Here is a 24,866-nt window from a genome sequence, read left to right on the forward strand (position 1 = left end):
AGAGCTCAAATGCAGAAGGGAGCCACGCCGTGGCCGCCACCCAGGAAGATCTCATCGCCGGCATCGCCGAGATCATCGAAGAAGTCACCGGCATCGAGCCGTCCGAGGTGACGATGGACAAGTCCTTCGTTGACGACCTGGACATCGACTCGCTGTCGATGGTTGAGATCGCCGTTCAGACCGAAGACAAGTACGGCGTGAAGATCCCCGATGAGGATCTCGCAGGCCTGCGTACCGTCGGCGACGCCGTCGGCTACATCCAGAAGCTCGAGTCGGAGAACCCCGAGGCTGCCGCGGCTATCGCTGCAAAGGTTGCCGAGGACAAGGCTGGCGAGTGACCGCGTCGCTCCGCGACTACTCCACTCTGGGAGGCAACTTCCCCAGCGTGGTGGTGACCTCTATGGTCGCCACCACGTCACTGGGCGTCGACCTCGACTCGACGTGGCAGGGACTGCTGGACGGTAAGACCGGCATCCGAGCACTGACCGACGACTTCGTCACCAAGTACGGCGAACTGCCGTGCCGGGTCGGCGGGCGCCTGCTGCAGGACCCGGCCGAGGAAGTCAGTCGCGTCGAGGCGCGCCGAATGGCGTATGTCGAACGCATCGCGCATGTGATGAGCAAGCGTCTGTGGACGCAGGCCGGCGAACCCGACGTCGACAAAGACCGTCTCGCCGTGGTCCTGGGCACCGGCCAAGGTGGCGGCGACGCCATGATCGACGCCGTCAAGGCGATGGAGACCAGCGGCAATTACCGCAAGGTCTCGCCGCTGGCAGTGTCGATGGCCATGCCCAACGGCCCGGCCGCGGTCACCGGACTCAACATCGGCGCTCGCGCCGGTGTGATCACCCCGGTCTCGGCGTGCTCGTCGGGTGCCGAGGCCATCGCACACGGCTGGCGCCACATCGTCATGGGTGACGCCGACATGGTCGTGACCGGCGGCGTCGAAGGACACATCGATGCGATTCCGATCGCAGCGTTCTCCATGATGCGCGCCATGAGCACCCGCAACGACGATCCGGCAGCGGCTTCCCGGCCGTTCGACTCCGATCGCGACGGCTTCGTCTTCGGTGAGGCCGCCGCAATGCTGATCCTCGAGCGCGAGGAGCACGCCATCGCCCGCGGCGCTCACATCCACGCGCGTGTGCTGGGCTCCGGCATCACCTCCGACGGTTTCCACCTCGTCGCACCCGACCCGACCGGTCAAGGCAATTCACGTGCGATGACGCGTGCGATTCAGACCGCCGGACTGACCAAGGCCGACATCTCGTTCGTGAACGCTCACGCGACGTCGACCTCGATCGGCGACACCGCCGAGGCAGTGGGTATCAAGTCAGCAATCGGTGACCAGGCTGCGGTGTACGCACCGAAGTCCGCTTTGGGTCACTCCATCGGCGCGGTGGGGGCACTCGAATCAGTGCTGACCATCAAGTCGGTTGAAGAAGGCGTGATTCCGCCCACCCTGAACCTGGACAACCAGGATCCCGAGTGTGACATCGACGTCGTCCACGGCGAACCCCGCTACGGACAGATCGATTACGCCATCAACAACTCGTTCGGATTCGGTGGCCACAACGTGGCGATCGCGTTCGGACGCTACTGATCCGAGAAGAAGCGAAGCTCACCCGGCTACACCCACAGATAGAGGAGAGAGCGATGACCACATTGGCTCCCATCACCGGCCATGAGGACTCAGCAGATCCGCGTGATCCGCTGCTGCGCTTGACCAACTTCTTCGACGAAGGTTCGATGTCTCTCCTGCACGCCCGAGACAAATCGGGTGTTCAGACGGCCATCGGATCGGTCAACGGTGTTCGCACCGTCTCCTATTGCACCGACGGCACCGTGATGGGCGGTGCCATGGGTGTGGTCGGGTGTGCCCACATCGTCAATGCGATCGACACCGCCATCGCCGAGCAGGCGCCGGTCGTCGGAATCTGGCATTCGGGCGGCGCACGCCTGGCCGAAGGGGTCGAGGCGCTCCACGCGGTGGGCCAGGTCTTCGAGGCGATGGTCCGCGCGTCGGGCTATGTCCCGCAGATCTCGGTCGTCGTCGGCTTCGCGGCAGGCGGCGCGGCCTACGGCCCGGCGCTGACCGACGTGGTGATCATGGCTCCGGCCGGGCGTGTCTTCGTCACCGGCCCCGACGTCGTGCGTAGCGTCACCGGCGAGCAGGTCGACATGGAGTCGCTCGGCGGCCCGCTGACACACGGCAAGAAGTCGGGCGTCAGCCACATCACCGCTGATTCCGAGCCCGACGCGCTGTGGCGCGCTCGGCGTCTCGTCTCGACGTTCGCCCAACAGGGTCAATTCAATCGGGAGCAGGCGCAGGCCGGCGACACCGATCTGAAAGCCCTTCTCCCCGAATCGAATCGACGCGCCTACGACGTCCACCCGGTCGTCACCGGCCTCCTCGACACCGGGCTCGCCGCCGACGGCGAGACCGAGATCTCCAGTTTCGAGGAGATCCAGGCCAAGTGGGCCCCCAACATCGTCGTTGGCTTCGGCCGACTCGCCGGCCGCAGCGTCGGCGTGATCGCCAACAACCCACTGCGGATGGGTGGTTGCCTCAACTCGCTGTCCGCCGAGAAGGCGTCGCGCTTCGTCCGGCTCTGCGATGCGTTCGGCATCCCGCTCATCGTCATCACCGACGTCCCCGGATACCTGCCCGGCGTCGGGCAGGAGTGGGACGGCGTGGTTCGGCGTGGCGCCAAGCTGTTGCACGCCTTCGCCGAGTGCACGGTCCCCCGCGTGACGCTGGTGACCCGCAAGATCTACGGCGGCGCGTACATCGCGATGAACGCCCGCGCTCTCGGCGCGACTGCCGTATTCGCTTGGCCCGGTTCGGAAGTCGCCGTCATGGGTGCCAAGGCCGCGGTCGGCATCCTGCATAAGAAGGCGCTCGCCGCCGCCCCCGACGACGAGCGCGATGCACTGCACGAGCGGCTCGCCGTCGAACACGAAGCCATCGCGGGCGGCCTGGGACGCGCACAGTCGATCGGCGTCGTCGACGATGTCATCGATCCGGCGCACACGCGGTCGCGGATCGCCGCGGCGCTCGCCGCCGCTCCGGCCCGACGCGGACGCCACAAGAACATTCCGTTGTGAGCTGACTCGCTCACCGACCAATCGTGGCCTCCGGCAATGTCTTTGCCGGAGGTCACGATGCGTCTGACCCACCCAACGCCTCCACCCGCGCGGCCACCATCGTCACCCATTCGGCGATCAACGCATCCTCGTCGACCGAAACCGCTTGTGCGCCAAGGATGTCCGGCATCATCCGATGGGCAAACAAGGCGTTCAGCGCGACCGCCGCAATGCCCTGCGCCACACCGGGATCGACATCAGGCGCGCGACGCAGAATCCACTGCGCCATGCCCGCATACGACTCTCCCACGAGACCCGCGATCGTATCGGCCAGCTTGCGCGGACGGTCCCGCAACTCCGACGACACGATCCGCAACAGTTGCGCCTCCTCGTCGATCACACTGAGCGTGTAACGGCCCAGAACCGTCAACTCCGACCTCAAGTCGGTCAGCCCCTCGAAGATCTGCCGAATGTCGCGCAATGCGTTCATCCGGTCGAGCTGGCGGTCGATGCCGGCCTCCAGGAGGCTCTCCTTGGTCCGGAAATGATGGTAGAGACCACCGGATCCCGGCGTGAGACCTGCGGCTTTCTCGATCTGGGCGACACTCGTCGCGCGGTACCCCTGTTCGCCGAACAATCGCATCGCCTCGTCGATCAGCCGGTCGCGGGTGGCCAAAGAGCCCATTGACGCCTCCTAAGTACTCACTTAGTCTAGCCAAGTAGGCCACCTAAGTGAACACTTTGGTCAAGAGGAGGCGACATGACGAACACCGTCGATGCCCGACGCCGTGACATCCGCTTCGACGACGCCGCCGACGCATGGATCGTCGGCGGCTACCACAGCGCACGCAGTATTCTGCGCGACGCCGGATGGACCAGTGATCCATTGGCGTCGCCGACCTATCGGCAGGCCGCGGCGGCTGTCGGCCTGGGCGAACTGCCACTGGGCCGCACGATGCTGCTGCTCGACGGACCCGCGCACACTCGCGTGCGCGACTCCGTCCGCGACGTCTTCACGCCCAGCTATATCGCGCAGCTCCGTCCGGCGGTCGAGGCCATCGCCGCCGACGTCATCGACGGCGTTGCGACGGGCCCGACGTTCGACTTCATGACGCAGGTGGCACAGCCGTTTCCGATCGCGGTGATCGCCGAGTGGCTCGGGCTCGACCTGCCGACGGCCACCACGCTGTGGCGCGAGGCCCCGACACTGATCCGCGCGCTCGACGCCGCGTTCGACCCGGCGTCACTGCCCGCGACGGCATCCGCGTTCACTGCGCTGATCGCTCAATTTCTGCCGCTGGCCGCGCAGCGGCGCGCCGACCCGCTCGACGACTTGCTCAGCCTGCTCGCCACCGACCCGGCCCTCGACCTCGACGAGGTGGTGGTGAACGCGATCCTGCTCGCGATCGCCGGGCACGAGACGACCGCAAATCTACTGGGCGCGGCTGTAATTCGGCTCTTCGACGCGCGGCAGGGGCGCCTCATCGACGACCTCGATGTCGACGACCCGCGGCTGATCACCGAGTTGCTTCGTTTGGACGGGCCGGCGCAATCCATCCTGCGGGTGGCGACCGAGCCACATGCCATCGGCGGGCACGTCATCGCATCCGGTGAGGTCGTCGTCGTCGACGTCGCGGCAGCCAACCGCGATCCGAGCGTCTTCGACGACCCCGAAACCTTCAACCCCCAACGCCCGGCGAGTCCACCCCACCTGTCCTTCGGCTTCGGCGTCCACCGGTGCATCGGTGCCGCCCTCGCGCAATTGGAAGTCGTTGTGGCACTTGATCTTCTGCGCCGACGAGGTGCACAGATCGCCGGGCCGGCGACGGCCCGCGACTCCACCCGGCTGCGCGGATTGACGTCAGTTCCGATGATCTTCACCGAAGGAGCGACACCATGACCGACGAGATCGCCACAGCTGCCACGACTCCGGCGGACCGGTTCGGCGAGGTCCGCGCCGGACGCGTGCGCCGTACCGTTCCGGTGGTGGGCTTCGCGGCCCGGGCCGCCGGCGGCCGGCTCGCCGCCGGATTGCGGGAACGGGCGGGCAATGCCGGCGCCGTCGACGAATTCCACCAACGGACGGCGGTGCGCTACGCCGAGCTGCTCGGACACTCCAAGGGCGTGCTGATGAAGGCCGGGCAGCTGCTGTCGACCTACGAGACCGACGCCGTCGACGCCGGGCCGTTCTCGGTGTATCAGCAAGCGCTGGAACGACTTCAGGCCGACGCGCCGCCGATGGATCCGACGACGGCGCGCGAACTGGTCGAACGGGAACTCGGCGCACCGCTGGACGAGTTGTTCACCGAATTCTCGCCCGAACCGATCGCGGCGGCGTCGATCGGCCAAGTCCACGAGGCACGCCTGCCCGACGGTCGTCACGTCGCGGTGAAAGTCCAGTATCCCGGTGTGGCACAGGCGATTCGAGACGACCTCGCCAACACCGAGCTCCTCGCGACGTTCATGAAGCTCGGCATGTCCCTCACCCCGCGCGGAATGCGCACCGACCAGCGTTCGGCGGCGGCCGAGATCGCCGAGCGGATCGCCGAGGAGGTCGACTACCGGCACGAGGCCCGCAATATCACCCGATTCGCCGATCTGTATCGCGGCCACCCGCTGATCCGGATCCCCGACGTCGTACCCGAACGGTCCACCGCACGAGTCCTCACCATGACGTTCATCGACGGAATCGATTGGGCACGTGCACGATCCGCCGACCAAGAGCTGCGCAACCACTGGTCGCGGACCATCGGCCTGTTCGCCTTCGGCGCCTACCGGCACAGCAATATGTTCAACGCCGATCCCCATCCGGGGAACTATCGCTTCGGCACCGACGGCACGGTCGGCTTCGTCGACTTCGGCTGCGTCAAACAGTTCCCCGAGTACGTGCGGCAAGGCATCGTCGCCACCTTCCGCGCCACCTGCGACGGCGACCGGGACCGGGTCTTCGCGCTCGCGCAGACGCACGGATTCATCGGTCCCGACAGTGATTTGACCGCCGACGACGCCTTCGCGTGGTGGTCGATGATGTGTGCGACGGCAATCGGTCCGCAACCGCACAAGTTCGTCAGCGCCGACAGCACCGTCTTGCTCCGCTCACTGTTCGACGACTCCCATGAGGGTGGTGTCAGCCGCAGACTGTCCATCCCCAGCGATTACGTGATGCTCGCCCGCATCAACCTCGGCATCGACGCCGTCCTGGCCGACCTCGGCGCGTGCATCGACACGCTCGACCTGGCCAACGCGGTCGACGGCGTCGGAGAGCCGCTGACGCAGGAGACTCGGCTGCACCGGGAATGGGTCCACGAGCGCGGACTCCCGTTCGGGATGGACCCGAATCGGTAGCCCGGCAGCCGGCGCTGCGACCCTCGCACGAGGCACGCCCTGATACCGAGGCGAATCGGGTAGCGCACTACGCGTGAGAAACGTCGTCCGCCGGCAGATCGTGGAAGCATGACGCGCACGGTCCGCACACCACTGTCGGCGATCCACCCCACCCGCGACGGCACAGCGTTGGCGTTCACCCTCACGCTCGACGCCGGGTCGGTCACGACCACCGAAACGCCGTTCGGAACGCGAGTCGCCATCGATGGCTTCGCGACCACCGGATGCGCGGGTGCGCCACAGCTGCCCCGGCTGCGAATGAGTGTGACCACTCCCGAAAACACCTGGCCCACAGCGGTTTCGGTGATCAGCGATCATTGGGTCTCGATTACCGGGCCGGGCGTGTTCGTCGCCGCGAGCCAGCCGCGGTCGGCTGTGGTCGGTGAGCCTGCCGTCAATATGCCCGGTGGCGACGGGACCGGTGTCGACGGGACCGGTGTCGTCGCCGACTACCTGCCGCCGGATCTGGCCGCCTATCGGCGCTCGGTGGTCCATCCACCCGACGTCGTGACGAGTCGTGGAGTGGAGAGCGTCGGCGGCGCCCGAGTCGCCGTCCTCGACATCGCCCCGGTCAAGCTGACTCCCGACGGCCGGGTATTGCTGTGTACCTCGGCGACCGGCGTCATTCATTGCGCCGCACCCGCCGGTGAGCGTCCGCGACTGCGCGTCCAACCGAGTCTGCGACTGGCGCAGTTACGCGCTCCGTCGGTGCCCGATATCGCCGAAGCGACGGAATCGGCGGCGCCGACCCGTCGTGTGGTGATCACCCGAAGTCACGACGAGCTGCCCGCGGCCGGCCGATTCGTCACCGACACATCACCCGCCCGCGCTCGACTCACGCTCAGCGGCCCGCTCGTCGTCGGTGTGCAGTCGCTGGTCGTCTGCGTCGACGACGCCGACCGTCGAACACTGCCGTTCAAGGCGACTCGCTCACCAGCGGTGCGCGGCTGGTATTACGCGGTTGCACCCGACGATCCGTCGATGAGCTGCGAGACGATCGTGATGCCGCCGCTGCGCCCGACGACGATCGCGGTACCCACCCGCTGGATCGTCGTCCACGGCGACGAACGCGATCGCTCCCCGCACCACTATGAAGTGACTCCGTCCGAGGAGCGAATGGAGCGATAAGCCCGCGACTCGCCGACGCCGGATCCCGCGGCGCCTGACCGGTCCGGCTATCCCACCCGCTGTTGCAGCCAGGTGACTTCGCCGCCGACGCCCCCCATCCGGTACGGCTCGAGTGCCGCGTCCCAGGCGGTGCCCAGCGCCGCTTCGATGGCACCGGCGAGACCGACGTTGTCGGACTGCGCGTACAGCATCGACCGCAGCTCCATTTCACCGAGGATGACGTCGCCGTTGGCGCTCATCGATCCACGCCACAGCCCCAGTCCCGGCACATAGCTGAACCGCTCACCGTCGATGCCGTCGCTGGCGTTCTCGGTGACCTCGAAGCTCAACGCCGACCACTCGCGCAGCGCGTTGACCAGCCGCGCGCCGGTTCCGACCGGGCCTGCCCAGTCCACCGTCGCGCGCTGCGTATTGGCACCGGCTGCTTCCTGTGTCGACCACTTGAGGTTCGCTCGCGCGTTCAAGGTCGACGACAGAGCCCACTCAACGTGCGGGCACAGCGCCACCGGCGCTGAGTGGATGTACACCACTCCTGTTGTCATGTCCGCAAACTGGTCTAGGTTGCGCACGGTCAATCACCTCCGGTTTCGACGAGGAACGTCTTCCCCAACACACCTCGGCGGACCGGCTACCATAAATCTGTCGCTTATTGTGCCTCATGTTGCTCGTGTTGCGCTAGTGGCGGAGGTTCACAATGTTAATTGTGAGGTGATCTTCCATGATGCTGCGGCACCACGATGCTCCCAGAAGGTCGAGAATCGACCACCGGAGGCCAGCAGTTCCTCCGGGGTCCCTGACTCTACGACCTTACCGCGTTCGAGCACCACGACGCGATCCGCGCGTCGAATACTCGAACGACGATGTGCGACGATGACTCGGGTGCGCTCATCGTCCACCGACAACGCATCCACGACTGCTCGTTCGTTCTCGTTGTCCAGTGCGCTCGTTGCCTCGTCGATCAGCAGAATCGGTGCGGGTTTGATGAGTGCCCGCGCGATGCTGACACGCTGACGTTCCCCGCCGGAGAGCAGCGCACCGCCTTCCCCGACCTTCGACGCCGCTCCGTCGGGAAGCCGATCGATGATCTCGTCGACCCTGGCCAGCGCCGTGACCCGTCGGACGTCGTCGTCGGACGCGTCGGGATGCCCGGCATAGATGTTCTCGTCGATGGTTCCCGGCATCAGATAGGGCTGCTGAAACACCATGCTCACCAGCGCCCGGCGCGCGGCGGAGTCGAGTTGAGCGGCGTCGACGCCGTCGACGACAATCCGACCGCCAGTCGGTTGGTGAAGGCCCGCGACGAGAGCAAGGACGGTGCTCTTACCCGATCCCGACGGCCCGATGATCGCGGTCGCGGCGCCGGCGTCGAGAACGAGGTCCAGTTCGTCGAGGACGGGATAGGCAGGGTCGCCGTAGTGGAAACTGACCTTCTCGAATTCGATGCGCGGCGCCCGTCCCGGGCGGGCCGGCTGTTGCGTGCCCGCGGTATCGGTCGGCCCGGCCAACACGCTCGCGATGCGCCGCAGGGTGAGTCGGATGGTTTCCAGGCCGCCGGCGAGCTCGCCGAGGACGGTGAACGGTTCCAGGTAGCGCACGGCGACGACGATCAGCGCAACCGCTTGTGCGGCAGTCAGATCCCCGCGCACGGTCAACCACGCGGTGGTGCCCGCGAGCGCGAACACGGCGATCTGGCTGGCGAGACTGAACAGCAGCAGCCCCGGGATCTGCATGAGGATCAAGCCCAGTGTCGCCCCGTGCTGTCGGGCTACCGCCGCACCGGCGAGGCTTCGCTCCGAACCGCTTCGCCGCGCCAGACGCAGCGCGGGCTGCGTCCGCGCGAATTCGATGACACGCTCGGTCATCGCCGAGTTGGCCTCGTCGGCGACGTGATCGGCGCGCTGACTGATCGCACCGGTACCCCACAGCGCGGCAAGCAACATCGGCGCACCCAGCATCGCGACGACGGCAAGCGGCCACGCGATGGGAATCAGGGCCACCGCGATGACGACGGGCAACAGCATCGCCGTGAGCACCGGCACGACGAGATAGATCACCACTCCGACCATGTCCGGCCCGGTCGCCGCGATGGCCTGCCGGGCGGTCGCTGTATTCGACGCCGAGAACCACGTGAGACGGATCTGCGAAAGCCGTTCCGCGACAGCGTGTTGCGAACTGTTCAGCAACGCGAAGCCCAGCTCGTAGCTGATCTTCGACGCCGCTGCGTCGATCCACCAACCGAGGATCGTCGCCACCGTCAGCGCACCCGCCCAGGCAAGCGCGCGGGAGTTCTCACCGTCGATCAGGGCCGAGACCAGGGGCACCAGCATCACGACACTGACTGCTCGCACGATCACGGAGACCACCGCGAGCACCAGAAAGCGCGCCAGTCGCGGCCTGCTCTGTTCGGGCAGGAGGGAAATCAAAGTCTTGATCATCGCTGTGCTCCTTCTGTCGATGCCTCGACTGCCGAGTCCCACATCGATCGGTATCGCCCGTCGGCGGCGAGAAGTTGGTCATGAGTACCCGACTCGACGATGCGCCCGGCGTCGAGCACGACGATCGCGTCGGCGTCGACGACGGTGTGCAGGCGATGCGCGATCACCAGCACCGTGCGGTCGGCGATCAGTCGGCTCAGGGATTGCTGCACAAGGTATTCCGACTCCGGGTCGGCGAACGCGGTCGCCTCGTCGAGGATCAGTACCGGAGAGTCGGCGAGTAATGCGCGTGCGATCGACAAGCGCTGTTGTTCACCGCCGGAGAGCGCGGCGTCGGGGCCGAGTTCGGTGTCGTATCCGTTCGGCATGGCCATGATTCGATCGTGGATGTTCGCCGCCCGTGCCGCGGCTTCGACGCGTTCGCGCGCGGCGTCAGGCACGGCAAGGGCGATGTTGTCGGCGACGCTGCCGCGCACCAATTGGGTTTGCTGCAGCACGAATCCGAGGTGGGTGTACAGCTCGTCGGTGTCCATCGTCGAGATGTCCCGGCCGCCGATGGCGATGGTTCCGGCGTCGACGTCGTGGAATCGCGCGAGCAGCGCCGCGAGCGTCGACTTGCCCGAGCCCGACGGCCCGACGAGCGCAGTCACCGTTCCCGGCCGCAGACTCAGCGAAATGTCGTGCAGGACGGGCAGATCCGCGCGGTAACCGAATGTCACCGCATCGAAGTCGACTTGAGCCGCGGGCACGTGCGACGCGGGGTCCAGCGGGGTTCGCCCCGCGAGTTCGGGTTCGTCGAGGGCGACGGCGACCTCGCGGGCCGCGATGATCCCCGCCCGCAGACCGCCGAGTCCATATCCGATGCCCAGCAATCGAGCGCCGAATGTCGTGCCCAGCAACAGGAATGGCAGCAGGTCGAGCGGCGCCGTCCACCCCCACACCACGAACAGCGTACCGATGGCACCGATCAGCCATAGGAAGGTCGTCGGCCGTGTGACGAGATCCATCACGGTCTTGGCCTTCACGAACGGGCGCTGCCAGTCTTCGAGGAACGTGATGTAGGCGTCCAGACTGCGGCGGAAGCTCGACGCCATCACTCCGCCGAAGATACGAATGACCGGCTGGGCGTTCAGGTAGGCGCCTGCTTCGCTGTTCATCCGCTCCACCCAGGTCACCGACTGCGCGATCTTCGTCTCCGAGGCGATCACCATCCGCCACATGCTGATGACGTACCCGAGAACCGGCAACAGAAGGAACAGCGCCAGCCCCCAGTCGACGGTGAACAGGTAGACGAGCACCGTGATCGGCGCGACCACGGCGGCCACCGCGTCGAGCACCGCGTGTGTCACGAGGTAGTGCAGCGACAAGGTGTTGTCGGCGACCAGCGACTTGATGCTGCCGGACGTGCGTTCGGTGAACCAACCGAGCGGCAGTCTCGAGAGCTTGGTCAGCAGGCGCTGGCGCAGGTTACGGGAGAAGCGCGCGTCGACGGTGTGCATCCACACCTGCAGTACCGTTTCCAGCAGTGCCGCTACGGCGATGAGGATCAGCGCGGTGACACCGACCGACCACAGCTGCGACGCCGCAGCGCCCGCTGCGAGTCGCCTGCCGAGCTCGACCAGCAGCACGAACGGCGCCAATCCGATGATCGTCACCAGTGCCTGCAACAGCCCGGCGGCGATGAGCGTGCGGCGTAGCGGCGCGAGGAGACGCCCGGCGGCGTTGGCCCGCCATTGTCCTTGCACCACAGGGACTTCCGACGCAGGATCGGGTTCCAGTGCGGGAACGGGTTCCGGCGCGGGGTCGGGTTCCGGCGCGGGGTCGGGTTCCGGCGCGAGATTGGGTTCCGGCGCGATGTCCTCGGTGCCGCGCTGTTTGCCCATCGCTTTGCCTTGCGCCCAATAGGCCTGGGCGTGAATCTCCGACTTGGGGAAGCCGAACTCGCGCAGTCGGGCCCGAATCGCCTTGAGGGACCCCGATTCCGGTCCCGTCCACGCGTACCAATTGCTCCAGTCGCGGGCCTCCAGCGCTGTCGCCAGCGTCGACGCGTCGGCCCGTTTGACCCAGTGCACGCGCAATCGAGGGTGCGCGGCGATGGGCAGGGCACGGTCGAGCGGGTCGTGCTCTTCGAGATAGGCTTCGATCGGAATCTCTGGCGGCACAACGGAAATGATCGAACTGATGGCCGGCAGCGATGCCGAGTCGCCGATAAGCAGGTACCCGGTCGGCGGATTCTCGGCCTTCACTTCGAAGGGCTTGGACCCCATCGATACGACCATCAGCGTCGCCCCGGGTTCGACGTTCGCCGCCCAGGTCGACGCCGGACCCGCGGGCTCGTGGAGCACGAAGTCGATGGCGAACTCGCCGGACTCGGGATCAGCGTCGGAGAACGTGTAGCCACGTTGGAACTCGGCACCGCCGTCGTCGGGGAACCATCCGCGGATCCAGGAGGTGGGACCCGCCGCGGCGTCGGCGAAGAGGGTGTCTGACCTGAATCGGACGCGTCTGCAGTGCGGTGTCACGTCGACGGCGTCGAGCACCGTCGCCTCGTGATCGACTGCGCCGAACGCCCGCATCAGCGTTCCCTGAAATCCTCGTGCCATGCCACCCTCCGCTCAGACCGGACGAGCTAAGCCTAACCTAAGCCAAACTCCCCGACGCACTCGCTCCCCGAGCGCCGACGCGAGAAGCGAGGATTGGCACCCGAATCCCCCGCTCCCCGACTGCCGAAGCGAGAACCGAACATCCGCACCCCCCGCTCCCCGACTGCCGAAGCGACAACCGAACATCCGCACCCCCCGCTCCCCGACTGCCGAAACGAGAACCAAGCATCCGCACCCCCCGCTCCCCGACTGCCGAAACGAGAACCGAACATCCGCACCCCCCCTCTCCCCGAGTGCCGAAGCGAGAACCGAACATCCGCACCCCGCTCCCCGAGTGCCGAAGCGAGGTACGAGCTTCGGTGTAACGAGGGGCCGGCGACACGACAAACCAAGCCCACCCGAATCCCCTCCAACTGGTTGAGCACACTGCCACGTCGTCACCGCTGCCTGATTGAAACATTGCGAGCCTTACAGTTCACCTCGTCTACTCGCACACACCTCGCCAGCCCGGCGGGGTATATGCGAGTAGACGAGGTGAACTGTGCCGACGTCGTCACTTCAGTGCTTCGCTGACGGCGCGAGGAGCGTAAGCGCGCCGTACTGAGCACGGCGCTCGGACCGGCTCAACCAGCAGAGGAGCGCTTCGGCCGGTGGATCAAGGCCGAATCAACGGATAAGCGCCGGCGCCAGCCCCGGTCCGCTGACCCGACCACCCCTCGACCCCCAGAGGTCACACAACCGAATCCATCAACCCGGCGACCACTCCCGTGTTGAACTCGCTCCAGCGCTCGCGTGCCCAGGCCCCGAACGGCCGGTCCGTCAATACGACGCATGCCGCGTCCAGTACCGGATCGACCCACAGGAAGGTTCCCGCTTGACCGAAATGCCCGAATGTCGCGGTCGAATTGTTGCTACCGGTCCAATGCGGGTTCTTCGACGATCGGATCTCGAATCCCAGGCCCCAGTCATTGGGGCGGTGCTTCCCGTAGCCGGGAACGAATCCATCGAGGCCGGCGAACTGGACCGACGTCGCGCGAGCATGCAGTTCGGGTGAGATCAGCGTCGGCGCGAGGAGATCAGCCGCGAAAGCGGACAGATCGGCGACACAGGATCGCGCACCGTGCCCGGCCGGGCCGGCGAGTTCCGTCCGGCTCATCCCCAGTGGCACGCACACTGCCTCATGCAGATACTCGTCGAACTCGATTTCCGTTGCGGCACCGACGACTTCGGCGAGTAGCTCGAACCCGGCGCTCGAATAGATCCGCGCGGTGCCGACCGGAGCCGCGGACTCCCGACTGTCGAAAGCCATCCCCGAAGCGTGGGCCAGCAAGTGCGCAACGGTGGCGCCCGGCGGTCCCGCCGCGTCGCCGAGTTCCACCGCGCCTTCCTCGACGGCGACTAGAACTGCCTGCGCGACAAGCGGTTTCGTCACCGAAGCCAGCTCGAACACAGCAGTGGGGTCGCCGAACGATTCGACGATCCCACCACCGCGGAGTACAGCGCCTGCGACATTGTCGACGGGCCAGGTCGCGAGTTCATCGAGAAGCGTCACGCCACGTGACGTTACCCGGCGTCGTCGCAGCTATGTCACCAGTCTTCTTCGGTGTAGCGGATGACGCCGCGGATGTTGCGCCCCTCCAACATGTCGGTGTAGCCCTCGTTGATCTGATCGAGCCGGTACTGGCGAGTGATCATATCGGCGATGTTGAGCTTGCCTGCCTTGTACATCGACAGCAGCAGCGGAATGTCGAGCTTCGGATTGGCGCCGCCGAAAATCGATCCCTGCAGGTTCTTCTGCAGCAGCGTCAGCATCGACAGGTTCAGGGTGACCTGGTTCTCCATCATGTTGCCCATGCCGGTCAGTACGCAGGTCCCGGCCTTGGCGGTGATGCTCATCCAGGTGTCGACGTCGGAGCCGTGCACCTCGCCGACGGTGACGATGACCTTCTGGCACATACCCCATTCGGTGGCGGCGCCGATCTCGTTCATCGCCTCTTCGACCGACGCGAACGCTTGTGTCGCACCGAATTTCAGCGCTTGTTCACGCTTCCACTCGACGGGATCGATGGCGAAGACGTTGCGCGCACCGGCGATCACCGCCCCCTGCAAGGCGGCGGTGCCGACACCGCCGACGCCGACGATGGCGACATCCTCGCCCGGGCGGACGTCGCCGCTGCGCGTCGACGACCCGTAGCCGGTGGGGATCCCGCAACCGCACAGTGCGGCGACCTCGAACGGAATCTCCTTGTCGATCTTCACCACCGACGCCTCGTGCACCACCATGTAGGGCGAGAACGTGCCGAGCAGCGTCATCGGATAGACGTTCTCGCCCGACGCGGTGTGGATGCGGAAGGTGTGGTCGGAGACGGCCTCTCCCTGCAGCAGCATCGCGCCGAAGTCACACAGGTTGGCCAATCCCGCGCGGCACGACTTACATTTGCCGCACGACGGGATGAACGACAGCACCACGTGGTCGCCGACCGCGAAGTCGGTGACTCCCTCGCCCACTTCGGCCACCACACCGGCGCCTTCGTGGCCACCGAGGATCGGGAACCCCGCCATCGGGATGCCACCGGTCATCAGGTGGTGGTCGGAGTGGCACATGCCAGCCGCTTCCATCTTGATCTTGACCTCGTGTGCCTTCGGGTCGCCGATCTCGATCTCCTCGATGGCCCACGGTGAGTTCAGTTCCCGCAGCAGTGCGCCTTTAGTCTTCACGTCACAACCTCTTTCACGCTTGAAAGTCGCGGGTCGAGTCCCGCCCTCTTCTGTGAGGGTAGTCACCAAACGCGAAAAATGAAACACGTTACAGTTAGGTGCGTCAGCAACTACCCTGACCCGCACAGACGTTAGCGAGCGAGTCCCGCGTCCTTGCTGCCGTAGGCGTTGCGCAAAGTCGGCTTGACCACTTTTCCGCCCGCGTTGCGGGGCAGTTCGTCGACGATGACGATGTCCTTCGGGTGCTTGTAACGGGCCAGATTCTCGTTGAGGTAGGGCTCGAGCTCGGCGACGGTGATGTCGTCCCCGGAACCCGGCGTCAGCACCACTACGGCGACGGGCACCTCGCCCCATTTCTCGTCGGCACGACCGATGACGGCCGCCTCCGCGATGCGCGGATGGCCGAACAGCACGTTCTCCACCTCGGCGCAGTAGATGTTCTCTCCACCGGAGATGATCATGTCCTTGGCACGGTCGACGACGTAGATGAAGCCCTCTTCGTCGCGGCGCACCAGGTCGCCGGAGTGAAACCACCCGCCGGCGAAGGCATCGGCGGTGCCCTGCGGGTTGCGCCAGTAACCGCTCATCATGCCGGGGCCGCGATAGACGATCTCACCGATCTCGTCGTCGGCGACGTCTTGCATCGCCGCGTCGACGATGCGCGCGGTCACCGACGGCACCACCTTGCCCACCGAGCCGAGTTTGCGCAGCGCATCCTTGCCGTCGAGCGCACAGGTGACCGGCGACATCTCGGTCTGACCGAAGACCGCGATGTTGACCGCGTCGGGGAACGCCTCCCCCATCGCCTGCAGCACGGTGTCCGACGCCGGGGCCGCACCCCAACTCAGCACGCGCAGAGCGACCTGGCGCGGCCGCGCCAGTTGGGCGGCGGCCACCGCCTGCCATTGCGCGGGCACCAGGAAAGTCGTGGTGACCTGTTCACGCTCGAACATGTCGAGCATCTCGTCGGCGTCGAACGCGCCGAGCGGGTGAATGACCGTCACCGCGCCGACGTAGAGCGCGGTCGTCATCGCTCCGAGTGCGGCGATGTGGAACATCGGCGGCACACACGTCGCGACGTCGTCGGTGCCCGTGTTCAGCGCATAGAGCACCGTCATTGCCTGGGCTTGAAGATTCTGATGAGACAGCATGGCGCCCTTGGGTTTTCCCGTGGTACCCGAGGTGTACATGATGAGCGCGATCGTCTCTTCGGGGATATCGATGACCGGTAGGTCCGAGCTGTCCTCGGCGACGAGCGCCTCGAAGTCGAGGTGACCCTCACCCGCGGTCGCGCCTGCCGCCGTGACCTCGATGATCTCGTCGATGGCGCCGGTTGCCGCCTTGACTCCGTCGGCCAGCGGCGCGAGGAGCGTCTCGGTGACGATCCACCGCGCACCGCTGTCGGCGACCAGGAAGCCCACTTCGGCCGGACTCATCCGGAAGTTCACCGGCACCGGGATCGCGCCGATCACGTTGGCGCCCAACACCGCTTCGACGTACTCGGTCCGATTCAGCATGATGATCAGGATGCGATCGCCCGCCTTGACGCCACGGCGGGCCAGGGCGGCCGCGAATGCGGTGACGCGCTCGTCGAGCTCGCCCCAGGTGGTCGTCTTCCCGAGGAAACGCAGGCCCGGACCGTGCGGGTTCATCACCGCGTGGCGGCGGATCTGGTTATTCCAGTGATTACGTCGGGACCGCAGGGGTTCGGTGTGCAGATCGGTGGCGATGTCGGCCGTCGAGGTCATGAGTGTTCTTCTCCTGTACTGAGATTCGAGGTGGTTCAGCGCTTGGATTTGCCGGCGAAAGCTGCGATGGCGGCCTGGAACTCGTCAGTCAGCAGAAGCGTCGCCTGTCCGGAGAGTTCCCGATCGAGTGCGGCGGACAATCCGGCCAAAGTGTGTGCGTCGAGTGCCGATTTGGTCAGTCGCACCGCCTGCGGGGACCGTTTGGCGAGTTTGCCCGCGACCGTCGTCACGAGATCATCGAGTTCCGCCCGGTCGTCGACGACGCGGTTGATCAGCCCTGCATCGAAAGCATCTGTGGCAGAAAGCTTTTCGCCCAGGAGCGCCATCTCGTTCGCGCGGGCGCGCCCGAGTGCCGCGGCGAACAGCATCGACGCTCCGCCGTCGGGCATGAGCCCGATGTTGATGAAGGCCAGCAAGAAGTACGACCGCTGCGTCGCGTAGACGAGGTCGGCTGCCACGGCGAGCGACGCGCCGATGCCGGCTGCGGGACCGTCGACCGACGCGATGACCGGTGCGCGCACCGCGCGCACCGCACGCGCCAACTCGGTACCGCCGCCGATGATGTCGCGCGCCTGTTCGTCGGTGAGTCCCTCCGGCTGCGACAGCGACGTCGATGCGATGCCGACGACGTCGGCGCCGGTGCAGAATGCACCGCCGGCACCGTCGATCACCACCACCCGGATGGCGTCGTCGTCGGCCCACTCGCGCAGCGCTGCGACGATGCGGGCCGAGGCGATGCCGTCGAGGGCGTTCATCCGCTCGGGACGGCTGATGGCGATTCGGGCGATCCCGTCGTCGGTGACGCTGATCGCGACTCCGTCGACGACGTCGGGTGGTGTGCTCATGGGCCCCTCACTTGCGAACGGTCGGCGCATGCCAGCGCTGCGCCCTTCGCGAGTATTTGTAGCACACCTGTGACCTCTCCCACGAGAATTCTCACTAACTTATAAGTTGAGTTCTAGTGAGGTTTCCTGGGATTACGTGCTACCCGGCGATTCCCTTCGCGGGAACGGGTGTATCGGGTAGCGTGTGCCGACATGCCAGCAGACTCGTCGGCGCCCATCACTCGACACACTGAATCCGGTGTGCGGCGGCGCCCCGCGGACCGACGGCGGAGCATCCTCGACGCTGCTGCGCACACGTTCAGCGCGCGTGGCTATCACAGCGCCAAACTCGACGCGATCGCCCGCGAAGTGGGCATCTCGGTGCCGGCGCTGTACCGCCACTTCCCCACTAAATACGCACTGTTCGCCGAGACGTCGCGACTGCTCGCCGACGAGATCCGCACCGCGACCGCGGACATATCCGACGCCGAGGGTGACCCCGCCGAGACGCTCGGCGCTCTGCTGCGTGCACTGGTCGGGACCACCCTGTCCAATCGCGGCAGCGGGCTCTACCGCTGGCAATCACAGTTCCTCGAGCCCGACGACGCCGCCTTCGTGCACGACGTCGCCATCGCCCAGCACCGGCGGATTCGTGCCACGATCGCGGCGTTGCGCGCACAGCGGGGCCTGAGCGAACTCAGCAAGGCGCAGGCCGACGCGGTTGCCGCTGCCGCCGTCAGCGCGGCCGGCAGTCCGTCGACACACCGCGCGCCGCTGCCCGCCAAACAGATCGAGCAGGTGCTGGTCGGCAACGCACTCACGATGGCTGCGCTGACGCCACCCGAACCCGCGGCGCACAGCGCCGACACCACCGGGGCGAAGATCGGTCTGGTGCCGGCGTCGAAGCGGGAAGTCATTCTGCGACAGTCGATTCCGTTGTTCGCACAACACGGGTTCCGGGAGGTTTCGGTCGATGACATCGCATCGAGCGCGGGCATTCCCGCGTCGGGCGTCTATCGGCACTACTCGAGTAAGGCCGCAATTCTGGAAACCGCGTTCTGGCGGGCAAACGACCGGATGATCACCGCCATCGACGATGCGCTGGCCCAATCGCAGTTGCCGACCGACGCGGTGTCGCGGTTGGTGCACAGTTATGTCGAATTGTGTTCTGACAGTACCCAACTCATCACCGTCTACATGACCGAGTTGAGCAATGTCGGCGACGGGCAGCAGTCGGCGCTGCGCCGACAACAACGCCGCAACATCGACGAATGGGCGAGTTGGGTGGTGCAGGCCCGCGCTGATGTCACGCTCGCTCAGGCACGATTCATGGTGCACGCCGCACTCAACATCGCGGGCGACCTTACGCGCATCCCACACCCGGTCGAACGAAATCTGTTGAGCGCGTTGATCATCGAGTTCCTACTCGGTGCTACACCGTCTCCAGATCACTGATGAGCCACCGGTCCCCATCTCGTTTCAAGGTGATCTTCACCCGGGACTGGTAGGCGATCCCGTCCGGCTCCGCCGCCGACAGGTCGGGCACCTTGACCGTCTGATCCAGGGTGACCAGAACGACCGCCTTGGTTGCCGAAAGCGATTCCAGCCCTGCATATTTCGACACCGCCTTCGACGTTCCCTTGGCATTCGCGTTGCCCTTGCGGGCGTCCTGCGACGACGCGATGTACGAGTCGGCGAACGACGGCGTCGAAATGTCTCGGATACGCCGATCCAGGTCGGCGTAGTTGTCCGGGTCGTAGGTGCCGATCGCGGCGGCATAGTCGCGCGCGGTGTCCATCGCCTGCTTTCCGAACTGCGACGACGGTCCGGCCTGCGCCAATTGATCGCGTGCGTCGTAGTACCGGTACCCATAGAAGCCGGCCAGCGCAGCGAGCACGATCACCGCTATCCCCAGTCCGCTGAGCAGCCCGACGACGACCCGGCGTCGACCCAACAGACCCGACTGGACCGCCTTCGGCGTCGACGCCAGCCTGCGCGGGACGCGATCGGCGGCGGAGTCGTCGTCGGTCGCTTCGTGTAACGCCGTTTCATCCGACTCGGCGCGATCGATAGCGTCAGGGTCGTCGGACTCCGTCACCTTCCCCTTCGCCTTCGCGGCCTTTGCCTCGGCGTCGGCCCTCGCTTTGGCGCGATTCGCACGGTTCTCGGCGAGGAAGTCGTCGGCGTCGGGCGGCGTCGGATCGGTGGGGGCCATGGCGACCAATGTAGCGAGCGGCCTCCTCCTCGCCCGCGATGCCCTGTTCCTCAGTCGCGCGATTCAACCGGGTCGATTGGCGCAGCATGCACGGGAGCCCATCAGCATTCGAACAGAATGACCAGGCGTTTTGTAGTCTGCGCGGTCAATGCGCTAGAGTCTGTTCTCGGTCCAAGCGAGTGATTCACTCCCGGGCCGCGAGCAATCCCCCGTAGCTCAATTGGCAGAGCATTCGACTGTTAATCGAACGGTTACTGGTTCGAGTCCAGTCGGGGGAGCCAAGAAACCCGCTGGTGACAGCGGGTTTTCTTCGTTTCTGACCCGCCGATACATTACAGGCTAGGCCGCGCCTGGATACGGAGCGAGCACTTGGCCGACGATCGTCAACCGCAAGCCCACAAGAGCGACCACAGTACTCCAAAAGACTTCCGTCTTAGCTGCGAAATCGGCGCTCCGCAACGCGCTCTCAGGCTGCTCCCTCGCCTCGACAGCCACTGCGTCCACACGGCTCGACAACGCCGTGACGTCGCGTTTCAATGCGTCGTCGTGATCGCAAGATCAGCAATGGCTTTCGACTGGTCCGACAGTACGTCCCAGATCCGAGTCAGCTGCTGTGCGGTGTCGGTTTCCCGAGGTGGTCGCGAGAAGACTGACCCGGCACCTGCAGCAACAATCACTCCGGCAGCGTCGAGTTGGACGTTGACATTCCTTCGACGCCGATGAATCCAACTAGGCAGAATTTCGGGTAGCACATCAGCGACTGTCCACTGTAGATATCCGAGTCCCAGCAAAGTAGCGAACGATCCGGCGATCTGAAGACCTGTAGCAACAGCTGAAAGAACCATTCACCCATTCTCCCGTAAGGTTGGCAGGCCATCGGGCCCGCCATGACTCGATCCCTGCATCGTCTCAGCGATGCGGACAGCCGCGCCCCGCACGAGTGCTTTCGATCACTCCAACCTACGATCCGCAATCTGTTCATTAGAATAACAAATATTGAATGTACGGTGGGCGGAGATCAGACAGTGGAACCCTGGTGGATATTGGCGGCGTTGGCCGCGCTGGAGGTGATCGGACTGATCATCAACTTCCTCGCGCGAATCACCGGACGACGGCCGCGCTGAGGACTCACAGTCCTCGCACAAAGCACTCGTCCACGTGTACCAGCCCGCCCTGCCCGACGTCTTCGCGCACCCGACCGTCGCGCGTCCATCCCTGCGCTGCATAGAACCTGGCCGCGCGGTCGTTGCCGCGCAGTGCCCACAACTCGGCCCTGGCGAACCCGGCGTCGCGTAGGTGCCGGACGGCCGCGTCGAGCAGGTTGGCACCGATTCCACTCCCCCAGCGCGCCGGTTCCACGTACAGCGCCCACACCTCGCCCACCTCGCCGACCGTCGACACCGTCGCCAGCCCGACGACGGTGTCGCCGTCGACGGCCAGCGTCGTCGCCGGGCTCGCCACGTCGAAGGTGTAGCGCCGCGCCCAGACCCCCGGATCGAGGGCGGTGAGGTAGTCGTCGGGCATGAGCCCCGCGTAGCCGATCTGCCAGGCCCGGACGTGAACTCGCGCGACGTCGAGTGCGTCGTCGGGCACGGCTCTGCGCAAAGTGATCGCCATCACCCAACCGTAGGCCGCCGTCGCGTCGACGGGCACGCAGAATCGGACTTCTTTCACCACACCGCTCATCGGGAGTGACCGGCGGGTAAATAAGTACCGTGACCAACTACCGAATCCTGGGCGTCATCGAAGCCGACGACGCCGGTTCGGCTCTTGCGCTCGGTGGCCCCAAACAACGCTGCCTGCTCGCCGTGCTCCTCAACGCGGCGGGCAGGGTCGTGCCCACCGACGTGGTGATCGACGCTCTCTGGGGCGATGGACCGCCCGCAAAGGCCTCCGTTTCGCTTCGTGCGTATACGTCGAACCTGCGCCAGATCCTCCATGCGGGCACTCGGCTGGAGTCAAAGTCCTATGGCTACCGGCTCACGCCCGCCGCCGACGACACGATCGACGTCGAGGTGTTCGAGGCCGCGGTCGCACGCGGCCGGGCCGCGCTGGCTGCCGGACGCAGCGCGGACGCTGCGACGGCGCTCACCGAGGCGCTGCGCCTGTGGCGTGGCCTTCCGTTCGGCGAGTTCGGTGACCTGACGGTGTTTCGGCCCACTGTCGACCGCACCAACGCGTTGCGGGACAACGCGATTGAAGCCCGTTTCGACGCGCTGCTGCAGTCCGGCCAGGCGGTCGACGTGATCGGCGACCTCGAAGCCGCAGTAGCCGAATCCCCGCTGCAAGAACGCCTGTGGGGGCACCTCATGGTGGCGTTGCACCGCGCCGGGCGGACCGGCGACGCACTCGCCTGCTACGACCGAGTCCGCACCGTGCTCGACGCCGAACTGGGCACCGGGCCGGGCGAAGGACTGCGCCGAATCTTCGCACAAATCAACCGCCCGCAAGCGGCGCCGGTACTGCCTCCGACGGTGGCACCACGAGGTCCGAGTCCGTTCGTCGGGCGCGACGCCCAGCGCGCCGACCTCGATGCCGCGGCCGCCGGCGCCCTGACCGGCAGCGGCGGTCTGATGCTTCTTACGGGTGCCAGCGGAATCGGAAAGACCCAACTCGCACAAAGTCTTTGGGACCGACGACCCGACGGTCTCGATGCCGTCTGGGCGTCACACCCCGCGCACGCGGGTGTCCCGGCACTCTGGACGTGGATTCAAGTGATCCGCGACGCCGGCGCATACCACGATTGCGCTGTCCGTACGCACATATGTCACCGGTATCCAGGTGCCGTCGCCGCGCTGGTCCCCGAATGGCTATCGGGGACAACGCAACCGCCCGCGGCGTCGGGGTTCGCACTGGCCGACGGCGTGGTCGGCATACTGCGGACGCTCGCGGCCACGCGGCCGTTGCTCATCGTCCTCGACGACCTGCACGCCGCCGACGCCGAGTCTCTCGACGTCGTGCAGCTGCTCAAACCACAGCTGCATCGCCTGTCGATTCTCGTTGTCGCGACGTGGACGATGTACGGCCCCGACCGCCCCGTCGAGCCCGAACACCTTGCCGCACTGCGCATGTCGAATTCGACGTCGATTCCGTTGCACGGCCTCGACCACGATGAGACCGCCGCATTGCTGCGCAGCTTCGGCGCGTCGGCATCGGCGCAGACGGTCGAGCGACTGAGGGCGCACACCGGCGGCAATCCGTTCTTCCTGCGCGAGGTCGTCCGGAGCGTGGGCGCCGACTTGACCGCCAACCGCACGCTGAGCGTGTCCGACGCGGCGATCGACGTCGTCGGTGCACGATTACGCCGACTCGACGATTCCGTCGGCGACCTGCTGGTGATCGCCGCGGTCATCGGACCGCAGTTCGACGTCACCGCACTCGCCGACGTCGCCGACCTCCCCGTCACCGCCGTCCACCGACTTCTGCGATCTGCCTACGACGCCGGAATCATCGATGAAATCCCCAGCGCGCCGGCTGCTTTCACCTTCTGTCACGCAATAATGTGCGACGCCGTGCTCGCCGCTGCGTCGACTGTCGACCGCATGCGCGCGCATTCCCGTGCCGCGCAACGACATCCGCAGACCATCTCGCCGGTCGCCTACGAGGCGGCGATCGCCACCGCCGACCACGCGTGGCGTGCGGGCAGCGAACTCGACGCCGAAGTCGCGCTGGAATTGCACGAGAACGCGATCAACACCGCGCTGCATCGCTCGGCTTATGCCGACATCGAGACCACCACCCGACATGCGCTGCAGGTCTGCGCGCGAATCCCACGCAAACCCGAGATGCTCGATCGCCAGGCAACGCTGTGGCTCCACCTCGCCGGGGCCAATGCGATTCGGCACGGTCACGGGAGCACGGAGTTCCTCGACGCCATCGGCCATGCGGTTGAGATCGGTGAATTCTCTTCCGGCCGAAACTATTTCGGTGCGATCGCGGCACAGTGCCAGGTGATGTGCGGGCAGGGCCGGATCGCCGAGGCGCGAGCGATCGTCGATGCGTTGGCCGGGCAAGAGAGCGTCGCATCCTCGGATGCCGGCCTCGCGTTGCTCTTCTGCCGAGTCATGGTCGAAGGCCTCGCCGGCGACTATCGAGGCGCCCTGGCAGCGGGCGAAGACCTGTTGGCCCGTTATCCGGTTCCAGATACCGTCACCGATCCGCTGCACTTCTTCCATCCCCGGGTGCACTGCTTTGCCGCCGCCGCACACGCCAATCTCGGTGAAGTCGCCGAGGCCCGCGAAAGTTGCCGCCGCGCACTGGAAGTGGCGCGTTCGCGGGGCGACGTGTTCAACATCCTCGCCGCGCAGGTGACGACGGTCGAGGTCGACGCAATGGTGGGCATGCGACCGACCACGATCGACGAGGCCGCCGCCGTCGCACATGCGCTGATCGCGGCGGGCGCACCGCAATGGGCCGCCTGCGCCCAGATGGTGGAGGCGTGGGCACGCTGCCTCGCCGTCGACGCCGCACTCGACACGGCCGCTGCGGCCGCCGAAGCGTACGACACGTATGTCTTCGACGGCAGTTCGGCCATGACCCCCTATTTTCTCGTGCTGCGCGCCGACATCGAGGCCCGGTGCGGACGCATCGCGTCGGCGGAAGCGCTGCTGCACCAAGCCGAGTCCGTCGCCCAGTCCACCGGCGAACATGCTTGGGACCCAATGATTTCCGCGCGACGCGCCCAGGTCGCGTCGACGCCGGACACTCCTTCACGCCGTTGAGCG

The 24,866-nt window shown here is 66.2% G+C and carries 18 protein-coding genes and 1 tRNA gene; 9 read left to right on the forward strand and 10 right to left on the reverse strand.

The annotated features are described in order from the left end of the window. The first annotated feature begins 29 nt into the window (after positions 1 to 29). The 3 genes from acpM to HH308_RS08370 are packed head-to-tail and all read left to right on the forward strand — an operon-like array spanning position 30 to position 3,108. On the forward strand, positions 30 to 338 hold the full coding sequence (gene acpM, locus HH308_RS08360; RefSeq protein ID WP_170193738.1) for a meromycolate extension acyl carrier protein AcpM: 309 nt from the start codon (positions 30 to 32) through the stop codon (positions 336 to 338). Then, positions 335 to 1,603: a KasA/KasB family beta-ketoacyl-ACP synthase gene (locus HH308_RS08365; protein WP_170193739.1), complete on the forward strand. Its 1,269-nt coding sequence runs from the start codon at positions 335 to 337 to the stop codon at positions 1,601 to 1,603. Before acpM ends, HH308_RS08365 begins: the two co-directional genes overlap by 4 nt. Positions 1,604 to 1,656: 53 nt before the next feature. Continuing rightward, on the forward strand, positions 1,657 to 3,108 hold the full coding sequence (locus HH308_RS08370) for an acyl-CoA carboxylase subunit beta (protein WP_170193740.1): 1,452 nt from the start codon (positions 1,657 to 1,659) through the stop codon (positions 3,106 to 3,108). Between the two features lie 52 nt (positions 3,109 to 3,160). Here HH308_RS08370 and HH308_RS08375 read toward each other — a convergent pair whose 3' ends face one another. Continuing rightward, positions 3,161 to 3,772, reverse strand: coding sequence for a TetR/AcrR family transcriptional regulator (locus HH308_RS08375; RefSeq protein WP_170193741.1), 612 nt, complete (start codon positions 3,770 to 3,772; stop codon positions 3,161 to 3,163). A gap of 75 nt (positions 3,773 to 3,847) precedes the next feature. On the opposite strand from HH308_RS08375, the gene HH308_RS08380 reads away from it, so the two are divergent. From HH308_RS08380 to HH308_RS08390, 3 genes are all read left to right on the forward strand, one after another. Further along, positions 3,848 to 4,987 carry a cytochrome P450 gene (locus HH308_RS08380; protein WP_211188312.1) on the forward strand — a complete coding sequence of 380 codons (1,140 nt, stop codon included), beginning with the start codon at positions 3,848 to 3,850 and terminating at the stop codon, positions 4,985 to 4,987. Then, entirely contained in the window at positions 4,984 to 6,432 is a 1,449-nt protein-coding gene (locus tag HH308_RS08385; protein ID WP_170193742.1) for an ABC1 kinase family protein, read from the forward strand. Before HH308_RS08380 ends, HH308_RS08385 begins: the two co-directional genes overlap by 4 nt. Positions 6,433 to 6,540: 108 nt before the next feature. After that, a complete protein-coding gene (locus tag HH308_RS08390; RefSeq protein ID WP_170193743.1) occupies positions 6,541 to 7,599 on the forward strand; it encodes a hypothetical protein in 1,059 nt (352 codons plus the stop codon). Positions 7,600 to 7,646: 47 nt separating this feature from the next. Here the strand turns inward: HH308_RS08390 and HH308_RS08395 are convergent, their stop codons facing one another. From HH308_RS08395 to HH308_RS08425, 7 genes are all read right to left on the reverse strand, one after another. Further along, positions 7,647 to 8,168 (reverse strand): DUF3145 domain-containing protein, encoded by a 522-nt coding sequence (locus HH308_RS08395; RefSeq protein ID WP_170193744.1) that lies wholly within the window; start codon positions 8,166 to 8,168, stop codon positions 7,647 to 7,649. Positions 8,169 to 8,288: 120 nt separating this feature from the next. Further along, complete coding sequence (locus tag HH308_RS08400) at positions 8,289 to 10,034, reverse strand: ABC transporter ATP-binding protein (protein ID WP_170193745.1); 1,746 nt, start codon at positions 10,032 to 10,034, stop codon at positions 8,289 to 8,291. Beyond that, a complete protein-coding gene (locus HH308_RS08405) occupies positions 10,031 to 12,637 on the reverse strand; it encodes an ABC transporter ATP-binding protein/permease (protein ID WP_170193746.1) in 2,607 nt (868 codons plus the stop codon). Before HH308_RS08405 ends, HH308_RS08400 begins: the two co-directional genes overlap by 4 nt. 730 nt (positions 12,638 to 13,367) lie before the next feature. Beyond that, positions 13,368 to 14,189: a serine hydrolase domain-containing protein gene (locus HH308_RS08410; RefSeq protein ID WP_170193747.1), complete on the reverse strand. Its 822-nt coding sequence runs from the start codon at positions 14,187 to 14,189 to the stop codon at positions 13,368 to 13,370. Between the two features lie 35 nt (positions 14,190 to 14,224). Continuing rightward, a complete protein-coding gene (locus HH308_RS08415) occupies positions 14,225 to 15,355 on the reverse strand; it encodes an NDMA-dependent alcohol dehydrogenase (RefSeq protein ID WP_170193748.1) in 1,131 nt (376 codons plus the stop codon). Positions 15,356 to 15,486: 131 nt separating this feature from the next. Further along, positions 15,487 to 17,103, reverse strand: coding sequence for a fatty-acid--CoA ligase FadD5 (fadD5, locus tag HH308_RS08420; protein ID WP_170193749.1), 1,617 nt, complete (start codon positions 17,101 to 17,103; stop codon positions 15,487 to 15,489). 35 nt (positions 17,104 to 17,138) lie between these two features. After that, positions 17,139 to 17,948, reverse strand: a complete 810-nt coding sequence (locus tag HH308_RS08425) for an enoyl-CoA hydratase-related protein (RefSeq protein WP_170193750.1) — start codon at positions 17,946 to 17,948, stop codon at positions 17,139 to 17,141. Positions 17,949 to 18,140: 192 nt separating this feature from the next. On the opposite strand from HH308_RS08425, the gene HH308_RS08430 reads away from it, so the two are divergent. Continuing rightward, on the forward strand, positions 18,141 to 19,382 hold the full coding sequence (locus tag HH308_RS08430) for a TetR/AcrR family transcriptional regulator (RefSeq protein ID WP_170193751.1): 1,242 nt from the start codon (positions 18,141 to 18,143) through the stop codon (positions 19,380 to 19,382). On the opposite strand, the gene HH308_RS08435 is transcribed toward HH308_RS08430, so the two are convergent. Continuing rightward, positions 19,360 to 20,142 (reverse strand): hypothetical protein, encoded by a 783-nt coding sequence (locus HH308_RS08435; RefSeq protein ID WP_170193752.1) that lies wholly within the window; start codon positions 20,140 to 20,142, stop codon positions 19,360 to 19,362. The two genes, HH308_RS08430 and HH308_RS08435, sit on opposite strands and share 23 nt — an antisense overlap. Positions 20,143 to 20,347: 205 nt before the next feature. On the opposite strand from HH308_RS08435, the gene HH308_RS08440 reads away from it, so the two are divergent. Continuing rightward, positions 20,348 to 20,423: transfer RNA gene (locus HH308_RS08440), tRNA-Asn, on the forward strand. 847 nt (positions 20,424 to 21,270) lie between these two features. Here HH308_RS08440 and HH308_RS08445 read toward each other — a convergent pair. After that, positions 21,271 to 21,816, reverse strand: a complete 546-nt coding sequence (locus tag HH308_RS08445; RefSeq protein WP_211188314.1) for a GNAT family N-acetyltransferase — start codon at positions 21,814 to 21,816, stop codon at positions 21,271 to 21,273. Positions 21,817 to 21,857: 41 nt separating this feature from the next. On the opposite strand from HH308_RS08445, the gene HH308_RS08450 reads away from it, so the two are divergent. Next, positions 21,858 to 24,863 carry an ATP-binding protein gene (locus HH308_RS08450; protein ID WP_170193753.1) on the forward strand — a complete coding sequence of 1,002 codons (3,006 nt, stop codon included), beginning with the start codon at positions 21,858 to 21,860 and terminating at the stop codon, positions 24,861 to 24,863. Positions 24,864 to 24,866: the final 3 nt, after the last annotated feature.

The organism is Gordonia asplenii (assembly GCF_012933505.1).
GTDB lineage: Bacteria > Actinomycetota > Actinomycetes > Mycobacteriales > Mycobacteriaceae > Gordonia > Gordonia asplenii.

Excerpts from the sequence above, each read along its gene's own strand:
- HH308_RS08435 (WP_170193752.1), bottom strand. The coding sequence starts at position 20,142 with ATGGCCCCCACCGATCCGACGCCGCCCGACGCCGACGACTTCCTCGCC.
- HH308_RS08425 (WP_170193750.1), bottom strand. The coding sequence starts at position 17,948 with ATGAGCACACCACCCGACGTCGTCGACGGAGTCGCGATCAGCGTCACC.
- HH308_RS08430 (WP_170193751.1), top strand. The coding sequence starts at position 18,141 with ATGCCAGCAGACTCGTCGGCGCCCATCACTCGACACACTGAATCCGGT.
- HH308_RS08405 (WP_170193746.1), bottom strand. The coding sequence starts at position 12,637 with ATGGCACGAGGATTTCAGGGAACGCTGATGCGGGCGTTCGGCGCAGTC.
- fadD5 (WP_170193749.1), bottom strand. The coding sequence starts at position 17,103 with ATGACCTCGACGGCCGACATCGCCACCGATCTGCACACCGAACCCCTG.
- HH308_RS08375 (WP_170193741.1), bottom strand. The coding sequence starts at position 3,772 with ATGGGCTCTTTGGCCACCCGCGACCGGCTGATCGACGAGGCGATGCGA.
- HH308_RS08400 (WP_170193745.1), bottom strand. The coding sequence starts at position 10,034 with ATGATCAAGACTTTGATTTCCCTCCTGCCCGAACAGAGCAGGCCGCGA.
- HH308_RS08385 (WP_170193742.1), top strand. The coding sequence starts at position 4,984 with ATGACCGACGAGATCGCCACAGCTGCCACGACTCCGGCGGACCGGTTC.
- HH308_RS08380 (WP_211188312.1), top strand. The coding sequence starts at position 3,848 with ATGACGAACACCGTCGATGCCCGACGCCGTGACATCCGCTTCGACGAC.
- HH308_RS08390 (WP_170193743.1), top strand. The coding sequence starts at position 6,541 with ATGACGCGCACGGTCCGCACACCACTGTCGGCGATCCACCCCACCCGC.
- HH308_RS08370 (WP_170193740.1), top strand. The coding sequence starts at position 1,657 with ATGACCACATTGGCTCCCATCACCGGCCATGAGGACTCAGCAGATCCG.